The 18,315-nt window shown below is 73.9% G+C and carries 18 protein-coding genes; 8 read left to right on the top strand and 10 right to left on the bottom strand.

Translation table 11 applies throughout. The features are described 5' to 3' along the window. Nucleotides 1-5: 5 nt before the first annotated feature. A complete protein-coding gene (locus OG937_25145) occupies nucleotides 6-923 on the bottom strand; it encodes an alpha/beta hydrolase (protein WUD74743.1) in 918 nt (305 codons plus the stop codon). Between the two features lie 354 nt (nucleotides 924-1,277). Beyond that, a complete protein-coding gene (locus tag OG937_25140; protein ID WUD74742.1) occupies nucleotides 1,278-1,970 on the bottom strand; it encodes a metal-dependent transcriptional regulator in 693 nt (230 codons plus the stop codon). A gap of 111 nt (nucleotides 1,971-2,081) precedes the next feature. Here OG937_25140 and OG937_25135 point away from each other — a divergent pair, with 111 nt between their 5' ends. Continuing rightward, the gene (locus OG937_25135; protein WUD74741.1) at nucleotides 2,082-2,831 is read left to right on the top strand and encodes an SIS domain-containing protein; all 750 of its coding nucleotides are present in this window, start codon (nucleotides 2,082-2,084) and stop codon (nucleotides 2,829-2,831) included. 8 nt (nucleotides 2,832-2,839) lie between these two features. Here OG937_25135 and OG937_25130 read toward each other — a convergent pair whose 3' ends face one another. Next, nucleotides 2,840-4,171 (bottom strand): PAS domain-containing protein, encoded by a 1,332-nt coding sequence (locus OG937_25130; GenBank protein ID WUD74740.1) that lies wholly within the window; start codon nucleotides 4,169-4,171, stop codon nucleotides 2,840-2,842. A gap of 380 nt (nucleotides 4,172-4,551) precedes the next feature. After that, on the bottom strand, nucleotides 4,552-5,175 hold the full coding sequence (gene pdxH / locus OG937_25125; GenBank protein WUD78875.1) for a pyridoxamine 5'-phosphate oxidase: 624 nt from the start codon (nucleotides 5,173-5,175) through the stop codon (nucleotides 4,552-4,554). A 308-nt stretch (nucleotides 5,176-5,483) separates the two neighbouring features. Here pdxH and OG937_25120 point away from each other — a divergent pair, with 308 nt between their 5' ends. Both OG937_25120 and thpR read left to right on the top strand, forming a co-directional pair. Next, nucleotides 5,484-6,584: a citrate synthase 2 gene (locus OG937_25120; GenBank protein ID WUD74739.1), complete on the top strand. Its 1,101-nt coding sequence runs from the start codon at nucleotides 5,484-5,486 to the stop codon at nucleotides 6,582-6,584. A gap of 24 nt (nucleotides 6,585-6,608) precedes the next feature. Next, entirely contained in the window at nucleotides 6,609-7,178 is a 570-nt protein-coding gene (gene thpR, locus OG937_25115; protein WUD74738.1) for an RNA 2',3'-cyclic phosphodiesterase, read from the top strand. A gap of 197 nt (nucleotides 7,179-7,375) precedes the next feature. Here thpR and OG937_25110 read toward each other — a convergent pair whose 3' ends face one another. From OG937_25110 to OG937_25100, 3 genes are all read right to left on the bottom strand, one after another. Then, a complete protein-coding gene (locus OG937_25110) occupies nucleotides 7,376-7,795 on the bottom strand; it encodes a CBS domain-containing protein (protein WUD74737.1) in 420 nt (139 codons plus the stop codon). A 69-nt stretch (nucleotides 7,796-7,864) separates the two neighbouring features. Next, nucleotides 7,865-8,860 carry an aldo/keto reductase gene (locus tag OG937_25105; protein ID WUD74736.1) on the bottom strand — a complete coding sequence of 332 codons (996 nt, stop codon included), beginning with the start codon at nucleotides 8,858-8,860 and terminating at the stop codon, nucleotides 7,865-7,867. A 33-nt stretch (nucleotides 8,861-8,893) separates the two neighbouring features. Next, nucleotides 8,894-9,586: a GDSL-type esterase/lipase family protein gene (locus OG937_25100; GenBank protein ID WUD78874.1), complete on the bottom strand. Its 693-nt coding sequence runs from the start codon at nucleotides 9,584-9,586 to the stop codon at nucleotides 8,894-8,896. Between the two features lie 242 nt (nucleotides 9,587-9,828). Here OG937_25100 and OG937_25095 point away from each other — a divergent pair, with 242 nt between their 5' ends. Further along, complete coding sequence (locus OG937_25095) at nucleotides 9,829-10,434, top strand: DsbA family protein (GenBank protein WUD74735.1); 606 nt, start codon at nucleotides 9,829-9,831, stop codon at nucleotides 10,432-10,434. 25 nt (nucleotides 10,435-10,459) lie between these two features. Then, nucleotides 10,460-11,476, top strand: coding sequence for a hypothetical protein (locus OG937_25090; protein WUD74734.1), 1,017 nt, complete (start codon nucleotides 10,460-10,462; stop codon nucleotides 11,474-11,476). A gap of 73 nt (nucleotides 11,477-11,549) precedes the next feature. Here OG937_25090 and serC read toward each other — a convergent pair whose 3' ends face one another. Beyond that, complete coding sequence (gene serC, locus OG937_25085; GenBank protein ID WUD74733.1) at nucleotides 11,550-12,668, bottom strand: phosphoserine transaminase; 1,119 nt, start codon at nucleotides 12,666-12,668, stop codon at nucleotides 11,550-11,552. Nucleotides 12,669-12,754: 86 nt separating this feature from the next. On the opposite strand from serC, the gene OG937_25080 reads away from it, so the two are divergent. Further along, a complete protein-coding gene (locus OG937_25080) occupies nucleotides 12,755-15,520 on the top strand; it encodes an FAD-binding oxidoreductase (GenBank protein WUD74732.1) in 2,766 nt (921 codons plus the stop codon). 92 nt (nucleotides 15,521-15,612) lie between these two features. Here the strand turns inward: OG937_25080 and OG937_25075 are convergent, their stop codons facing one another. Next, the gene (locus OG937_25075; protein ID WUD74731.1) at nucleotides 15,613-16,191 is read right to left on the bottom strand and encodes a Uma2 family endonuclease; all 579 of its coding nucleotides are present in this window, start codon (nucleotides 16,189-16,191) and stop codon (nucleotides 15,613-15,615) included. A gap of 130 nt (nucleotides 16,192-16,321) precedes the next feature. Next, nucleotides 16,322-17,224, bottom strand: a complete 903-nt coding sequence (locus OG937_25070; protein WUD74730.1) for an NADP-dependent oxidoreductase — start codon at nucleotides 17,222-17,224, stop codon at nucleotides 16,322-16,324. Nucleotides 17,225-17,360: 136 nt separating this feature from the next. On the opposite strand from OG937_25070, the gene OG937_25065 reads away from it, so the two are divergent. Together OG937_25065 and OG937_25060 are read left to right on the top strand one after the other, a co-directional pair. Further along, a complete protein-coding gene (locus OG937_25065) occupies nucleotides 17,361-17,768 on the top strand; it encodes a helix-turn-helix transcriptional regulator (protein ID WUD74729.1) in 408 nt (135 codons plus the stop codon). A gap of 115 nt (nucleotides 17,769-17,883) precedes the next feature. Continuing rightward, the gene (locus OG937_25060; GenBank protein WUD74728.1) at nucleotides 17,884-18,306 is read left to right on the top strand and encodes a hypothetical protein; all 423 of its coding nucleotides are present in this window, start codon (nucleotides 17,884-17,886) and stop codon (nucleotides 18,304-18,306) included. Nucleotides 18,307-18,315 lie beyond the last annotated feature (9 nt).

Here is an 18,315-nt window from a genome sequence, read left to right as displayed (position 1 = left end):
GGGCCTCAGGCCTGGCAGACGGGCACGCCGGCGACGTCCGCCAGGAAGGTCTCGACCGCCGCGTACCAGGCCTCGGGCTGGTCCCAGGGGACGAGGTGCCCGGCGTCGGGGATCTCCGCGTACGAGCCCCGGGGCAATACCCGCACCATCTCCTGGGCCTCGGCACGGCCCAGCTCGCCGTCCCAGCCGCGCACGACGAGGGCGGGGCAGGACACCTGGGCCAGTTCGTCCCAGTGGGCGTCGTGGATCCAGGACTCCCGGGAGCGCAGCATGTGGCGCCGTTCGAACACCGGGCGCCAGCCGTCGGCGTGCTCCTCCATCACCTCGGCGAAGAACTCCCCGCGGGCCGGGCGGGAGCCCTCCAGCCAGGGATCCTCCTCGCCGAACCACCGGCGCACCGCGTCGGGACCGGAGAAGGGCAGCGGCCAGGCCCTGAACCAGTCCTCCCAGCAGCGCTGGCTCGCCTCCCCGAGGGCCACCGCGCGCATGTCGCACAGGACCACGGCCCGCACCAGCGACGGCCGGCGCGCGGCGAGCTGCCAGGCGGTGAGGGCGCCCATCGAGTGCCCGACGACGGTGACCGGGGCGAGCCCCAGCTGCTCGACGACGGCGGCGGCGTCGGCCACGTAGGCGTCACGGGTGTAGGGCCCCTCGGGCTTGGCACTGCGCCCGTGGCCGCGCTGGTCCAGGGCCACCACTCGGTGGCGGGCGGCGAGCCGGCGGGCGGTGCCGGCCCACTGCGAGGCCCGTCCCATCAGGCCGTGCAGCAGCAGCACGGCGGGCCGCGGCGCCTCCTCGGACCTGGAGGCGGGCCCAAAGGCGGACCCCGCCCCGGGCCCGGAAACGGGGGCGGACCCGTCGGCGTACTCCCACGTCGTGAGCGGGAGGCCGCCCGCTCCGGTGACTTCGACGCGCCTGGCCATGTGCCGCACCCCCTGGTACGTGACGTTCAGACCCCCACGCTATCGAAATCCTGTTCGATATGCGTCTTCACACGCGCAACACCGCTCTTTCGAGTGACAACGCTCAAGGATTGCCGGCGCGCGCCGAGGGGAGGACTTCAGCGGGACGCGGCCCGGCGGGGAAGACGGGCAGCGGGGAGCCACCCGGACAGCTCGGGGATCCGGGTGGGCTCCACGGGGGCCCAGGGGAGGGAACGGGGGGACGGGGGAGGAAGGGACTCCGGCGCATGGGGAGGCGCCGGGGTCCCTCGAACAACGGCCCCGGCACCGGCGGCGCCCACGACCCGGCCGGAATCCGGCCGGCGCGTGACGCGACTACCGCTTGGCGACGAACACGTGCGAGGCGGTCTCCGTGCTCAGCTCCGCGGCCTCGCCACCGCTGCCGACCAGCACACCGCCCGCCGACGGGGTCACCGACACCACCGCGCCCGGCTGCACGCCGGCCCGCCGCAGCGTGTACATCAACTGCGCGTCCGTCTGGATCGGCTCGCCGATCCGCCGCACGACCACGCTCGCGCCGGCCACGCCCGTCTCCAGGTCGGTCAGGCTGACCATGCCCTCGTCCAGGAACGGGTCCGCGCCGTCCTTCTCGCCCAGCTCCTCCAGGCCCGGGATCGGGTTGCCGTACGGCGACTCCGTCGGGTGCCGCAGCAGCTCGAGGACGCGGCGCTCGACCGCCTCGCTCATCACGTGCTCCCAGCGGCACGCCTCGGCGTGCACGTGCTCCCACTCCAGGCCGATGACGTCGACGAGCAGGCACTCGGCCAGCCGGTGCTTGCGCATCACGCGCGTCGCGATCCGCCGGCCCTCGGAGGTCAGCTCCAGATGCCGGTCGCCCGCGACGTGCACCAGTCCGTCCCGCTCCATGCGCGCGACGGTCTGACTGACCGTCGGTCCGCTCTGGTCGAGCCGTTCGGCGATTCGGGCGCGCATGGGGACGACACCCTCCTCCTCAAGCTCAAGGATGGTGCGGAGATACATCTCCGTCGTGTCGATCAGTCCGGACATGCGCGCCCCTCGGTGGCTCGTACGTGGCCCTGCACCCAATTCTGACGCATGCGACCGACAACCGGAGCCCTGTGGTTGACAGGCGGACGCCGCGGCACCACGGTTCTCGGCATGACCGATCTGGCCGCCACATATTTCGATGCCGCCATCGCACTGCTGAGGCGCGTGAGGGACGAGGAGTCCGCGGGGATCGAGACGGCCGCGGCCGCGCTCGCGGACACCGTGGCGGCCGGGGGACGGGTGTTCGCCTACGGCGCCGGGCACTCCTCGCTCCCCGCGCAGGACGTCGTCTACCGCGCGGGCGGCCTCGCCCTGGTGAACCTGCTCGCCGTGCCCGGAGCGGTCGGCGTGGACGTCGTCCCGGCCACGCTCGGCAGCGCGCTCGAACAGGTCGGCGGTCTGGCCCGGGTCGTGCTGCGCAGCTCTCCCGCGCGGGCGGGCGACCTCCTGGTGGTCATCTCCCTCTCCGGCCGCAACCCGCTCCCCGTGGAGATGGCGCAGGAGGCCAAGGCGCTCGGGATGAAGGTGATCGGCGTCACATCGGTGGCGTACGCCAAGGAGACGCACTCACGGCACGCGAGCGGCACCTTCCTGAAGGACCACTGCGACGTCGTGATCGACAGCAAGATCGCGCCGGGCGACGCGGAGCTGTCCGTGCCGGGGATCCCGGCGCCGTTCGGTCCGGCCTCCACCGTGGTGACCAGCGCGCTGATGCAGGCCGTCGTGGCCACGGCCGCGGCGGACCTGGCCGGGCGCGGCGTCACCCCGCCCATGCTCCGCTCGGGCAACGTCGACGGGGGCCACGAGTGGAACGCGAAGGTCTTCGAGGAGTACGCGGACCGGATCTTCTACCGCCACTGAGCCCACGGTCAGGCCCGCGGCGGCAGGTCGAGCGGCGGCAGGTCGAGGGAGGCCGCCACCCGCAGCGCGACGTCCTCGGCGAAGGCGGCGTCCGCCCGGTCGAAGGGACGGCGGCCCGTGCCGCGCAGGAAGGTGAGCACGCCGAGCGTGCGGCCGCGGCTGCGGAGCACGGCGCACAGTCCGTGGACGGTGCCGTCGGGCCAGCGCCGGGCGGCGGCCCAGCCCGCGACCTGGGCCCGTGAGGCCGGCTCGGCGGCCGCGGCCCCGAAGCCGGCGCGCACGGAGCCGGTACGGGCGACCGCCTGCAGGGCCGGGTGCCCCTCCCCGTACCGCACCGGGATGCCGCCGGACACCGGCAGGCAGGGCCCCGCGCCGCCGGGGGGCGTGGCGGCGACCCGGACGAGCCGGGCCCCGTCGGGCGCCAGCACGTCGAGCAGCGCGTGCTCGGCGAACCCGGCGAGGGCGAAGTCCACGTAAGCGGTGGCCGCCTCCATGGGGTCCTCGCACTCGGCGACGGCCAGCGCGGCCCGGTGCAGCTGGTTGCTGCGGAAGCGCAGCCGCGCCGCCTCCTGCTCGGCGAGCTTGGCCTCGGTGACGTCGTGGAAGAGCCAGCCGACGCCGAGCGGCACCGGCTCCTCCCCCAGCGGCGAACCGAGCCGCACGAAGCCGCTGCGCCAGCAGCAGCGCGTGCCGCCCTCCTCCCGCAGGCCCACCCACAGCTCGCTGGCCACGGGGGGCGCGCCCTCGGCGAGCACGTGCTGCAGGGCGCTCTCCAGCTCCTCCACGCCCTGGTCGAGGAAGTCGCCCAGCGGCCGCCCGAGCGGCGCGTCCCGGCTGGTGCGCAGCGCGCGGGCGGCGTACGCGTTGACCACGACGGGGCGCAGGTCGGCGTCGACGAGGACGACCCCGGTCGAGGCGTCGTCGAAGAGCGCCTCGCTGAGGGCTATCGAGCGCTCCAGGTCGATCTGGGCGTGCACCTCGGAGAAGGCGCAGTAGACCCCGGCGGGGCGCCCGTCGGAGCCGTGCACGGCGGCGGCCTGGGTCCGCACCAGCACCCGGTGGCCGTCCTTGGTCAGCAGCGCGAACTCGTGGACCTGGCGGCCGTCCGCGGCCATGGCGCCCAGCAGCCGCTCGCGCACCTCCTCTGCGTCGGCGGTGCGCGCGGCCCAGCCGGCGAAACCGCGCCGGCCGACGGCGTCCTCGGCCGTCCAGCCCAGGATGCGGGCGGCCTCCGCGTTCCAGTGCGTGATCACTCCGTCGCGGTCCAGGGCACAGAGGCCTGCCTCCATGCCGTCCAGGAGCGCGGCGAGCAGTTGCGGCGTCGCATCGAATGACTGCACGTCTGGACATTCAACCCCTGTGTGACCGACGACACAGGAACTTCACGAAATTCGGTGGCCGGCGGTGCCGTGGTCCACGGGGCGGAAAAAAACCGCTTGTCGTCCGCCGGAGCCTTTCCTAAGGTGGCGGACACACACGAAGGGAGGTGGTCCGGAGAATGAGTTCCCATCGGACGCGTGAGGTGGCTGCGGGCTGACGCCTGCGCTCCTCGCCTGCGCGCGATGTGCGTAGCGGGCCAAATCCATCGCAGTCACCCGACCCGCGGGCTCGTCGGATTCGTCCGGCCGATGCCCGGACGGCCCGCCGTCCGGGGAGCAGCCCGCGGGTCGCCTGCGTCTGCGGGCGGTGACCGGTCCCGCCCCTCGGCGGCGCACGGCCCTCAGGGCGACAGCCGCCGCACCGTCCAGCCGTCCTCGGCGGCGGTGTACACCAGCCGGTCGTGCAGCCGGTTCTCCCGTCCCTGCCAGAACTCCACGCTGCGCGCGACCACCCGGAAGCCTCCCCAGTCCGGCGGCACGGGCACGTCGCCGCCCTCGGGGTAGCGGGCCGCCAGCTCCTCGTAGCGGTGCTCCAGCTCCTCCCGCGAGCCCACCACCGAGGACTGCTCGCTCGCCCAGGCGCCGATCCGCGAGCCGTGCGGACGGGTGCGGAAGTACGCCTCGGTCTCCTCGCGCGAGACACGCTCGACGGCGCCCGCCACGATCACCTGGCGGGCGATCGGGTGCCAGGGGAAGAGCAGCGAGGCGTGCGGCCGCTCGGTGAGCTCCCGGCCCTTCCTCGACCCGTAGTTGGTGAAGAAGACGAAGCCGCGGTGGTCGTAGCTCTTCAGCAGGACCGTGCGCGAGCTGGGCAGTCCGTCGGCCCCAGCGGTGGAGACCACCATGGCGTTGGGCTCGTCGACGCGGGCGTTGACGGCGTCGGCGAACCAGCGCGCGAACTGCGTGTACGGGTCGCCGGCCAGTTCGTCCTCGGTCAGTCCGTGGGCGCGGTACTGCTTGCGCATGGCGGCGGGGTCGTGGTGGCTGTGCTGCACCCGCACATCTTGCAGCACGGCGGCGGCACCGTGTGCCGGACGGTGCGCCGGAACCCGCGCGGGACCTGCGCCGGAGCACCCGCCGGAACATGTGCCGGACCTCACGCTTCACGTCACCTGCGGGAGGGGACAGACTTACAGGCCGGGTATCTGTGCCCTCTCGACATCGGGGGATATCGTGCGGGGCACCCAGTGCCAACCCCCATGCACCACCCCTGCACCATCCCGCGTGCCACAAGCACCACCGGATCGTCGACCGCATCAAGAGGAGCCGCCTGATGTCCGACTTCGTACCCGGCCTCGAGGGAGTCGTCGCCTTCGAGACGGAGATCGCCGAACCCGACAAGGAAGGCGGCGCCCTGCGCTACCGCGGAGTGGACATCGAGGACCTGGTGGGCCACGTCTCCTTCGGGAACGTGTGGGGCCTGCTGGTCGACGGTGCCTTCAACCCCGGCCTCCCGCCCGCCGAGCCCTTCCCGATCCCCGTCCACTCCGGTGACATCCGCGTGGACGTCCAGTCGGCGCTGGCCATGCTCGCGCCGGTGTGGGGTCTGAAGCCGCTGCTGGACATCGACGCCGAGCAGGCCCGCGAGGACCTGGCGCGCGCGGCCGTGATGGCGCTGTCGTACGTGGCGCAGTCGGCGCGCGGCCAGGGGCTGCCGATGGTGCCGCAGAGCGAGATCGACAAGGCGGAGACGGTCGTCGAGCGCTTCATGATCCGCTGGCGCGGCGAGCCGGACCCCAAGCACGTCAAGGCCGTGGACGCCTACTGGACCTCCGCCGCCGAGCACGGCATGAACGCGTCCACCTTCACCGCGCGGGTGATCGCCTCCACCGGTGCCGACGTGGCCGCCGCGCTGTCCGGCGCGGTGGGCGCCATGTCGGGCCCGCTGCACGGCGGCGCGCCCTCGCGCGTGCTGGGCATGATCGAGGAGATCGAGCGGACCGGCGACGCCGAGGCGTACGTCAAGCAGGCCCTGGACAAGGGCGAGCGCCTGATGGGCTTCGGCCACCGCGTCTACCGCGCCGAGGACCCGCGGGCGCGGGTGCTGCGCCGTACGGCCAGGGAGCTGGGCGCCCCCCGCTTCGAGATCGCGGAGGCGCTGGAGAAGGCGGCCCTGGAGGAGCTGCACTCCCGTCGCCCGGACCGCGTCCTGGCGACCAACGTGGAGTTCTGGGCGGCGATCATCCTGGACTTCGCCGAGGTCCCGGCCCACATGTTCACGTCGATGTTCAGCTGCGCCCGCACCGCCGGCTGGTCCGCGCACATCCTGGAGCAGAAGCGCACCGGCCGCCTGGTGCGCCCCTCGGCCCGCTACGTCGGCCCGGGCTCCCGGGACCCGCGCGAGGTCGAGGGCTACGCGGACATCGCACGCTAGTCCGGTGCGGTGCACCCTGGGGGGATGAGGCTGTTCGTGGCCGTCGTGCCCCCCAGGTCCGCCCTCGCCGAACTGGGGGGCGCCGTGGACGCGCTCCGCGCCCTGCCGGGCGCGGACGGGCTGCGCTGGACGGAGCGTGCCGGATGGCACGTGACGCTGGCGTTCCTCGGCGAGGTGGACGAGGCCCTGCTGCCTGGCCTGGCCGAACGCCTGGACCGGGCGGCGCGACGCCATCCGCACTGCCGGATCGCGCTGACCGGCGGGGGCCGCTTCGGCGACCGCACGCTCTGGGCCGGACTGGACGGGGACGACCTGGGACGTACGGCGGCCGCGGCGCAGGCGGCCGCCCGGCGGGCGGGCGTCCACCACGAGGACGAGCACGGCCGCTTCCACGCCCACCTGACGCTGGCCCGGCAGCGCGCCGGGCGCACCAGGGTGGGCCTGAGGCCCTTCACGGACGCCCTCGCGCAGTTCGCGGGCACCCCGTGGACGGCGGCGGCGATCTCCCTGGTGCGGAGCCATCTGCCCACACCCGGGGTGCCGGGGGCGCAACCCCGCTACGAGACGGTGCGGACCTGCCCGCTGGGGCACTGAGGCCGCCCCGTTAACCTCGATGTGTGGACCCGAAGACCCGTACCCGAGTAATGACCGCCGCCCTCGCCCTGCTGGTGGTCGTGGTGATCGTCGGCACCGTCGTGCGCGGCTAGACGACCGGAGGGGAGGGGCCGGCCCGTCTCGGCCGGCCCGTCTCGGCCGGCCCGTCTCGGCCGGCCCGTCTCGGCCGGCCCGTCTCAGGCGCCGGCGTAGACCCTCTCGACGAATTCCGCCACCTGTTCGTCGGTGAGGTGGCGGGCCAGGTCGGCCTCGGTGATGATGCCGATCAGCTTCTTGTCCTCGACCACCGGGAGCCGCTTGATGCGGTGCGACTCCATCTCGGTCAGGACGTCGGAGACGTCGGCGTCCGCGTCGATCCAACGGGGGGTGCCCTCGCACAGGTCGCCGCAGGTCACCTTGGACGGGTCGCGCCCCGCGGCGATGCACTTGGTGACGATGTCCCGGTCGGTGATGATGCCGCACATCCGGTCGTTCACGTCGTGGACCGGCAGCGCGCCGACGTTGAGCTCGCGCATGAGCTGCGCCGCCCGGTCGAGAGTCTCGGTCGCCGGTATCGCACGGGCGCCGGGATGCATGATCTCTTTGGCTGTGGTCATACCCTCATCGTGCGCCCGACCGGGTGAATCTGCGACCGGGCGCACGACGGGGCGGACCACCGCGGACGCCTACCAGGCGAAGGCCTCCGGGGACGGGCCCGGGCCCGGGAAGATCTCGTCCAGCTCGGCGAGCAGCTCCGCGGGCAGCTCCAGTTCGACCGCGCGCAGCGCGGAGTCCAGCTGCTCGCGGGTGCGCGGGCCGACGATCGGGCCGGTGATCCCGGGGCGGCCCAGCAGCCAGGCCAGGGCGACGTCACCGGGCTGCAGGCCGGCCTTGTCGACCGCGTCCTCGTACGCCTGGACCTGCTCGCGCAGGGCGCTGTCCTTCAGCGAGTCGGCGCTGCGGCCGGAGGTGGAGCGGGAGCCGCCGCCCTCGCGCTCCTTGCGCAGCGCGCCGCCCAGCAGGCCGCCGTGGAGCGGCGACCAGGGGATGACGCCCAGGCCGTACTCCTGCGCGGCCGGGATGACCTCCATCTCGGCGCGGCGCTCGGCGAGGTTGTACAGGCACTGCTCGCTGACCAGGCCGAGCGAATGGCGCCGCGCGGCGGCCTCGTTGGCCTTGGCGATGCCCCAGCCGGGGAAGTTGGACGATCCGGCGTAGAGCACCTTGCCCTGCTGCACCAGGACGTCGATCGCCTGCCAGACCTCCTCCCACGGCGTCGCGCGGTCGATGTGGTGGAACTGGTAGACGTCGATGTGGTCCGTGCCCAGGCGCTTCAGGCTCGCCTCGGCGGCACGGCGGATGTTGAGCGCGGAGAGCTTGTCGTCGTTCGGCCAGGGGGCGCCGTCGGCGCCCATGTTGCCGTAGACCTTGGTCGCCAGGACGGTCCTGTCACGGCGGCCGCCGCCCTTGGCGAACCAGCTGCCGATGATCTCCTCGGTGCGGCCCTTGTTCTCGCCCCAGCCGTAGACGTTGGCCGTGTCGAAGAAGTTGACGCCCGCGTCGTGCGCGGCGTCCATGATCGCGTGGCTGTCGGCCTCGTCCGTCTGCGGGCCGAAGTTCATCGTTCCCAGTACGAGCCGGCTGACCTTGAGTCCGGTGCGTCCGAGCTGTGTGTACTCCATGGGGACCAGCCAAGCTCTTGGAGTGCGCTCGAATCAAGCGGAGTTGAGGGGGTGTCGGTACGGCGCCCCCAGGCCCCACGCCTGGTGCGCGGCGTCGGCGAACGCGGCCGCCAGCCGGTGCTCCCCGGAGGCGTTGGGGTGGGTGCCGTCGTAGGTGTCCCGGGTGATGTCGTAGCCGGCCGGGCGGGAGGCCAGCAGCAGCGGCGAACCCGCGGTGCCCAGGTCGGCGACGGTCTTGGCCAGGCGGGTGTTGAACTCCTCGCACTGTGCGCCGAATCCGGGGTCCTGGTCGCAGCGCGAGTTGGGTATGACGGGCAGCAGCACCGCGGCGACACGGGGGTTGGCCGCCCGTGCCCGTCCGACGAACAGCCGCACGTTGGCCTCGGTCTGCTCGGGGTTGGTGTAGAAGCCGAGGTCGATCAGCCCCAGCGAGACCAGCAGCACGTCGGGACGGTGCTCCCGCACGGCGCCCTCGATGAGCGGCGCCATGTGCAGCCACCCCTCGCCCCAGCCGGCCAGGTGGCGGCGCGCGGAGACGGGGAAGGCGGGGTCGGCGTAGCGCTGCGAGACGGCCGCGTCGGCACCGGGGTCGTGCAGCGCGGTCCGCGGGCCGACGATCTCGAAGTCCTCGCCCTCCGTCCCCAGCGACCGCAGGTGCTGCCACATGCGGTAGCGCCAGGTGTGCTCCCCCGCGCTGCCGATCGTCATGGAGTCGCCGACGAACATCCACGCCGTGCGGCGTCCGGGCGTGCGGCGGGGCCCGTCGCCGGGGCCGGGGGGTGCACTGGACATGGAGGGGATCTTAGAGCCCGCCAGCTCCCCGGCAGGGCCCTGACCTCGGGTCCGGCGGTGTTAGCACCGTCACTGCCGCAGGGCCGGGAAAGCCGTGCGGCCACTGCGATTGGCCCAGCGGACAAGCCATCGAATGGCCCTGCTGAGCGGGCCGTTCCGCTCCTAGGGTGACGGGCATGACGCACTCGGTGGACTTCTACTTCGACCCCATCTGCCCCTTCGCCTGGATCACCTCCCGCTGGATCCTGGAGGTGGAGGGGGAACGCGAACTGCGCCTGCGCTTCCGGGTGATGAGCCTGTCCGTGCTCAACGAGGGCCGCGAAGGCCTGCCCGAGCGCTACGAGCGGCTGCTGAGCACCGGCTGGGGCCCGGTACGGGTGTGCGTCGCCGCCGCACGGCACCACGGGGAGCACGTGCTGCGCGAGCTGTACACGGCGCTCGGCACCCGGCTGCACGTGCAGGACCGCCCGGCCTCCGACGAGGTGCTGCGCGAGGCGCTGGCGGAGGCGGGCCTGCCGCCGGAGCTGGCGGAGGCCGCGGGCGGCACCGCGTACGACGAGGAACTGCGCAGGAGCCACCACGAGGGCATGGACCCGGTCGGGGAGGAGGTCGGCACGCCCACCCTGCACATCGACGGGGCCGCCTTCTTCGGCCCCGTCCTCACCTCGATCCCGCGCGGCGAGGAGGCGGCGCGGCTCTTCGACGGGGTCCGGGCGCTTGCCGGCCACCCCACCTTCTTCGAACTGAAGCGCAGCCGCACCGGCGGCCTCGACTTCGCCTGAGCCGTCCACCTGGCAGGCTTGGCGCATGCGCCCACTGCTCGCCGCGGCCGCGGCCTCCGTCCTCGTCATGGGTCCCCTCGTCGGCAGCGCGGCCGCCGACGACGGGGAGTCCGCGGCCTTCACGATGTCGGACCCGCGGATCACCGAGTCGAGCGGCCTGGTCGCCAGCCGCCTCCACAAGGGCGTCTACTGGACGCACAACGACAGCGACGACGGCCCGTACGTCTACGCCGTCGACTCCGCGACGGGCAAGACGGTCGCCACCGTCACCCTGCGCGGCGTGGGCAGCCCGCGCGACGTCGAGGCGATCTCGATGGGCCCGGACGGGGCCCTGTACGTCGGCGACATCGGCGACAACCTCGACGGCTCCTGGCCGCACGTGTGGATCTACCGCTTCCCGGAGCCGGAACGGCTGACGGACCGGACGGTGACCGCGACGCAGTACACCGTCAAGTACGACGGCGGCCCGCGCAACGCCGAGGCGATGATGGTCGACCCCACGTCAGGGCGGGTGTACATCGCGAGCAAGAACGAGGACGGCGGCGGCCTCTACGAGGGCCCGGAGAAGCTCTCCGCGAGCGGCACCAACGTCTTCCGGCGCGTCGCGGCCATCCCGCTGTGGATCACCGACGGCGCCTTCTCCCCGGACGGCAGCCGGCTGGTGCTGCGCGGCTACTTCGGCGCCCTGATGTACCGCTGGGCCGACGGCACGGCGCGCCGGATCGACCAAATGCACGTGCCGCTGCAGCGGCAGGGCGAGTCCGTCGCCTTCACCCCGGACGGCCGGGCCCTGATGTACGGCAGCGAGGGCACGGACAGCGAGGTCTGGCGCGTGCCGCTGAGCGGGGACGACCTGCCCGACGCGGCCCGCCGTGCCGCCTCCTCCTCCCCCGGGCCGTCGGGGAGTTCCTCGGCGGCCGCCGCCGGTTCCGGCGCGGACGAGGCGGGTTCGACACGGCAGTTCGCGCTGGGCGCCGTCACCCTGGCCGCGGTCGCCGCGTTGCTGGTGGGGGTGCGCCGGTTGCTGCGCCGGGAGCGCTGAGGCGCCCCGGGAACGCGGACGGGCGGGGCGATCGCCCCGCCCGCCGGCGGTGGTGGCCCCGTGGGGCCCGGGTTCAGAGCCGCTCGACGACGAAGTCGACGCAGGCGGTCAGGGCCTCGACGTCCGCCGGCTCCACGGCCGGGAACATCGCGACGCGCAGCTGGTTGCGGCCCAGCTTGCGGTACGGCTCGGTGTCGACGACGCCGTTGGCGCGCAGCACCTTGGCGATCACCGCCGCGTCGACCTCGTCGTTGAAGTCGATCGTGCCGACGACCTGGGAGCGCTTGGCCGGGTCGGTGACGAACGGGGTGGCGTACTTGGAGTCCTCGGCCCAGGTGTACAGACGCGAGGAGGAGTCGGCGGTGCGCGCGACGGCCCAGTCCAGGCCGCCCTGGCCGTTGATCCACTCCAGCTGGTCGTTCAGCAGGAACAGGGTGGCGAGCGCGGGGGTGTTGTACGTCTGGTTCTTGCCCGAGTTGTCGATCGCGGTCGGCAGGTCGAAGAAGGCCGGGATGTGGCGGCCGGACGCGGCGATCCGCGCGGCGCGCTCCAGCGCGGCCGGGGAGAACGCGGCGATCCACAGCCCGCCGTCGGCGGCGAAGGACTTCTGCGGGGCGAAGTAGTAGACGTCGGTCTCGGCGATGTCGACCGGCAGGCCGCCCGCGCCGGAGGTGGCGTCGACCAGGACGAGGGCGCCCTCGTCGGCGCCGGCCACGCGCCGCAGCGGCATCGCGACACCGGTGGAGGTCTCGTTGTGGGTGAAGGCGTAGACGTCCACGCCGGCCTCGGCGGCCGCCTCGGGGTGCGTGCCCGGATCGGCGGAGATCACGGTCGGCTCGTCCAGCCACGGCGCCAGCTTGGCCGCCTTGGCGAACTTGGAGGAGAACTCGCCGAAGCTGAGGTGCTGCGACTTGCGCTCGATGAGCCCGTGGGTGGCGATGTCCCAGAAGGCGGTGGAGCCGCCGTTGCCGAGCACCACCTCGTAGCCCTCAGGAAGCGAGAAGAGCTCACGGATGCCGTCCCGGACCCGGCCGACCAGGTCCTTCACCGGCGCCTGCCGGTGAGAGGTGCCCATCAGCGAGGTGCCGGTCGCGGCCAGGGCGCTGAGCGCCTCGGGCCGCACCTTGGAGGGGCCCGAACCGAATCGTCCGTCGGCGGGCTTGATGTCAGCGGGAATCTGGATCTCGGCCACGTCTCGCAGCGTAGTGCGTGACGACCCGGTTACGGGCTCCGGTCCATCCGGTGAGACATGCGGCGCGGTGGGGCAGGCTGAGGGGCATGGCGGACGATCTGCGGCACGGACTGCGCCGCGAGCTGGAGCGGGCGGTGCGGGGCGAGGTCTCCTTCGACCCGCAGAGCAGGGCGCTGACCACGATGGACGCGTCCAACTACCGGCGCGTCCCGGTGGCCGTGGTCGCGCCGCGCGACGCCGACGACGTGGCCGCGGCGCTCGCCGTGTGCCGGGCGCACGGGGTGCCGGTGGTGCCGCGCGGCGGCGGCACGTCGATCGCCGGGCAGGCGACGGGCACCGGGGTCGTCCTCGACTTCACCCGGCACATGCACCGGATCGTGTCACTCAGCCCCGAGGCGTTGACGGCCCGTGTGCAGCCGGGAGTGGTTTTGGACGACCTGCGGCGCGCCGCCGCCGCGCACGGGCTGACCTTCGGCCCCGATCCGTCCACGCACAGCCGCTGCACCCTTGGCGGCATGATCGGCAACAACGCGTGCGGCCCGCACTCCGTCGCCTGGGGCACCACCGCCGACAACGTCCGGGCCCTGGAGTGCCTCACCTACGGCGGCGAGCCGCTGCGCACCGCCGAGCCGCTCCGCGCCGACCTGCGGGAACTGGTGGACGGCCATCTCGCCCTGCTGCGCACCGGCTACCCGCAGCAGCTCCCCCGCCGCATCTCCGGCTACGCCCTCGACGCCCTGCTCCCCGAACGCGGCCGGGACCTGGCCCGGGCCCTGACCGGCAGCGAGGGCACGCTCGCCGTCATCACGGAGGCCGAGGTCCGGCTGGTGCCCGCGCCCCCGGTGCGCGTCCTGGTCGTCCTCGGCTACCCGGACGAAGGCGCCGCCGCCGACGCCGCGAACGGCCTGCTGCCGTTCGGCCCGCTGACGGTGGAGGGCATGGCCGCCGACCTGGTGGGCGGGGAGGCCGCCGGGCTGCTGCCGCGGGGCGGCGCGTGGCTCTTCGTCGAGATGCCCGGCACCGGCGAGGCGGAGGCGCTGCGGCGGCTCGCCGACGCGGGCGACTCGGTCGTCGTGACCGACCCCGTCGCGCAGCGCACGCTGTGGCGGATCCGCGAGGAGGCAGCCGGCACCGCCACCCGGATGCCGGACGGGACGGAGGCCTGGCCGGGCTGGGAGGACTGCGCCGTGCCGCCCGCACGGCTCGGCGCCTACCTGCGCGACTTCCGCGCGCTGCTGCGCGGGCACGGACTGCGCGGGGCGCCGTACGGGCACTTCGGCGACGGCTGCATCCATGTGCGCATCGACTTCGACCTGCTCGACGCGGCGGGTGTGGCCCGCTTCCGCCGCTTCTCCGAGGACGTCGCGCAGCTCGTCGTCGCGCACGGCGGCTCGCTGTCCGGGGAGCACGGCGACGGGCAGGCCCGCGCCGAGCTGCTGCCCAGGATGTACGGGGACGAACTGGTCGCACTCTTCGGCCGGTTCAAGGACGCGCTGGACCCGGCGGGCGGCCTCAACCCCGGCATGCTGGTGCGGCCCGAACCGCTCGACGCCCATCTGCGCTTCGCCGTCCTGCCGCGCCGGCCGGTCGACGTCGCCTTCGGCTACCCCCACGACGGCGGGGACTTCTCGGCGGCGGTGCGCCGCTGCGTCGGCGTCGCCAAGTGCCGTGACACGGACGGGGGTCCGGCGTCGGGCGTCATGTGCCCCTCGTACCGGGCGACGCGCGAGGAGCGGCACTCCACCCGAGGCCGGGCCCGGCTGCTGCACGAGATGCTCGCCGGCGAGATCGTCACCGGCGGCTGGCGCTCGCCCGAGGTCCTGGACGCCCTGGACCTCTGCCTGTCCTGCAAGGGCTGCCGCTCGGACTGCCCGGTCGGCGTCGACATGGCCACCTACAAGGCGGAGTTCCTCCACCACCACTACCGGCGGCGGCCGCGGCCCGCCTCGCACTACCTGATGGGCGGGCTGCCGACGTGGCTGCGCGCGGCGACCCCGCTCGCCGGGACCGTGAACGCCCTGGCACGGGTACGGCCGCTGGCCGCCCTGGCCAAGCGGACGGCGGGCGTCGCGCCCGAGCGGGAACTGCCGCCGCTGGCCGAGGAGTCCTTCGTGCGCTGGTGGCGGCGGCAGGAACCCGCGCCGGAGGCGGGAGGGACCGTGGTGCTGTGGCCGGACACCTTCACCGACCGCTTCTCCCCCGAGGTCGGTCGCGCCGCCGTACACGTCCTACGGGCGGCCGGATTGCGCGTCGTGCTGCCACCGGGACGCGTCTGCTGCGGCCTGACCTGGGTCTCGACCGGCCGCCTCGACCGGGCCCGGCAGGTGATGCGCCGCACGGTCCGGCGGATGGCTCCCGTGGTGGCCGCCGGTCATCCCGTCGTCGTCCTGGAGCCGAGCTGCGCGGCGGCGCTCCGCACCGATCTGCCCGAACTCCTGGGCACCGACGAGGCGGCGGCCCTGGCCGGTTCCGTACGCACCTTCGCGCAGGTGCTGGAGGAGCGGGCCCCCGGCTGGACGCCGCCCCGCCTCGACCGGGCGGTCACCGGCCAGACCCACTGCCACCAGCACGCCGTCCTGGGCGACGCCGCCGAGCGCCGGCTGCGCTCCCGCGCGGGCCTCACCGGCGCCCTGGCCTCCGGCTGCTGCGGCCTGGCCGGGAACTTCGGCTTCGAGCGTGGCCATTACGAGGTCTCCGTCGCCTGCGCCGAGGAGCGTCTGCTGCCCGCCGTCCGCGCCGCCCGCCCCGGCACGGCCGTCCTGGCGGACGGCTTCTCCTGCCGCACCCAGCTCGCCCAGCTCGGCGGGGTGCGCGCCCGGCACCTCGCGGAGCTGCTGGCGGACGGGCTGTGAGGCGGGCGGGCTGTAAGGCGGGCGGGCTGTGAGGCGGGCGGGCTGTAAGGCGGGCGGGCTGTGACGCGACGGGCCGCGGGAAGGGTGGGACCTCAGAACTCCGCGGTGTCCAGCTCCAGTCCGAAGGGCTCGGGCAGCCGCAGCGGCGTGCCGAAGGGGTGCGGGCCGTCCACCACCCGGTAGCCGAGCTCCCCCGGCTCCGCGTACAGGGTGCAGCTGCGCTCCTGCCGGTCGACGAGGAGGTACAGCGGGGCGCCGTACTCGGCGTAGCGGCGGCGTTTGACGATCCGGTCGGTGTCGCCGTTGGACTCGGAGGTGACTTCCACCACCAGCAAGGTCTGGTGGGGGACGAGAGCGTCGGCTTCCGCCAGGTCTTCCGGCACGACGGCCAGGTCCGGCACGTACCAGTTGCCACTGCCGGGAAGGTCCAGGTTCCCCGAGCCCGAGAGGCAGCCCATCTTCTTCACGACGGGGTCGATCTGCCGACGGATCATGGCTGCGGCCTTCTCATGCCCCCACGTAGGTGGCACCACTTGCTGGATGACCCCCTCGACGATCTGCACCCGGTCCCCCCCGTGGTGCCGGATCGCGTACTTGAGCGCGGTTTCCGGGTCGTCCGGCGCGTACGAACCGGCGGCCGCCCGAGGCGCCCAGTGGGGCTGTGAGCTCATCGGTCCTCCAGGGGCTCCGCACACGCGACTGACGACAGCTCCGATTCTCACGCAGCCGCCGCCCGTCCGGGGCGCCCCGATCGCACATTCACTCGAAACGATGAAGCGCCTCCGGTCGCCGGCACCAGGGTCACGGCACCAGCACGAGCCTCCCCCGCACGCCCCCCTCCGCGAGGCGCGCGTGGGCCTTCGCGGCCTCCTCCAGCGGGTAGGTGTCGGCCACCCGCGTGGTGAGCACGCCCCGGTCCAGCAGGGCCACGAGTTCCGCGAGGCGCCCGCCGTCCGGCTGGACCTGCACGGCGGCGACCCGGATGCCGCGCACGGCGGCGGGCACCGCGTCGGGCCGGACGGTGACGTAGCCGCCGCCGTCCGGTACGGCCGCGAGGACGGGGGCGCCGAGCGCCGCCGCGTCGAGGGCGGCGTCGACCCGGACGCCGTCCAGGGACGACACGGCCTCGTCGGCGCCCAGTTCCCGCAGCAGCGGGAGGTCGGCGGGGCGGGCCAGTGCGACGACGTGCAGCCCCGCGTGGCGGGCCAGCTGGACGGCGTAGCCCCCGACCGCGCCCGCGGCGCCGGTGACCAGCACGCGGTCGCCGGGGCGGGCGGCCAGCAGGCCGAGCGCCTGGTCGGCGGTGAGGGCGTTGGTCGGGAGGGTGGCGGCGTGGACGGGGTCGACGGACGAGGGGGCCGCGGCGAGGGCGTCCGCGCCCAGCACGACGTACTCGGCGTGCGCCTTGGTCCGCTGCCCGAACCCGCCCACCGCACCCACGACGGCCGTGCCCGGCACGGGGACGGAGACCCCGGCGCCGACCGCGTCCACGGTCCCCGCGACGTCCCAGCCCAGCCCGAGGAAGCTGCCGGGCACCAGTGCCCCGGCCCCGAGCAGACCGGCCCGTACGGCGAGGTCGGCGGGGTTGACCCCGGCCGCGGCCACCCGCACCCGGACCTCGCCCGGGCCCGGCTCGGGCAGCGGCACCTCGGCGACCTCCAGCACCTCGGGCCCGCCGAATTCCCTGATCACGACAGCACGCATGGCAGAAGCTCCCTGTTCCTGAGGATGTGCGGCGACTGGTCCCGCCGTCATCACAAACCTAGGGAGAGTTACTCTCTCCGGCTAAGTACGTACCTGGAAGTGCGTACCGAACCGAGGAGTCCGGAGGGGAGCCCCCATGGCGACGACCACCGCGTCCCAGCGGCGCGAGGAGGCCCGCGCGGCCTACAACGCGTTCATGAAGGGCTGCCCGACGAACCAGTTGCTCATCCGGATCAGCGACAAGTGGGCCGGCCTGCTCATGGCCGCGCTCAAGGACGGCCCGCAGCGTTACAGCGACCTGGGCCGCCGCATCGCGGGCGTCAGCCAGAAGATGCTCACGCAGACGCTGCGTACCCTGGAGCGGGACGGACTGGTCGAGCGGACCGTCACGCCGTCCGTGCCCGTGCGGGTGGACTACGCGCTGACGCCGCTGGGCGAGAGCCTGGCCGTGCTGTTCTCCGCCGTGAAGGACTGGGCGGAGGAGCACATCGAGGAGGTCGTCGAGGCCCGCGAGCGCTACGACGCCGGAGCGGGCACGTCCTGAGGCGGCCCGGGGCCGCCCCGGTTTCACCGATCCCCTGTGCCGTTCATCCGTTTTCGGGCATTCCGTAGAGCCGTTACCGGCCGTTTCGGCCTACTTCCGGCAGCGGGGGGACATCATGCCCGGTGGAGAGCGCGGTGCGCTCGGTCAGCTGGTGAGAGCGCTCAGCCTGGGGACGCTGGTGACCGTCTACGTCGCCAGCCTGCTGATCACCTACCGCCGGCTGCACACGAAACCCGTGCTGCAGGACGTCATCGGCGCCCCGGACTGGACCCGCGCCGTCCTGGTCATGGGACTGGTGATCGGCGGCGGGCTGGGCACGGCCGCGGCGATCGTCGACGACCGCCGCGAACTGCCCTCGTGGTTCCTGACCGCGGTGGGCGTGGTGGCCGCGCTGGCGTGGAGCCTGTGGGCCTCGTCGAGCCTGGGCGAGGACTACGTGCACATGCTCTTCGCGGCCACCGCCCCGGTGACCGGCCTGCTGGTGTGGGCCGAGCTGATGCGGCAGTTCCGCAACCGGCGCCGACCCGCCGTCGCCTGACCGCGCCCG

It is taken from the genome of Streptomyces sp. NBC_00510, assembly GCA_036013505.1.
GTDB lineage: Bacteria > Actinomycetota > Actinomycetes > Streptomycetales > Streptomycetaceae > Actinacidiphila.
Note: the sequence above shows the minus strand (reverse complement) of the source record. Positions and strands in the feature narration are given on the sequence as shown.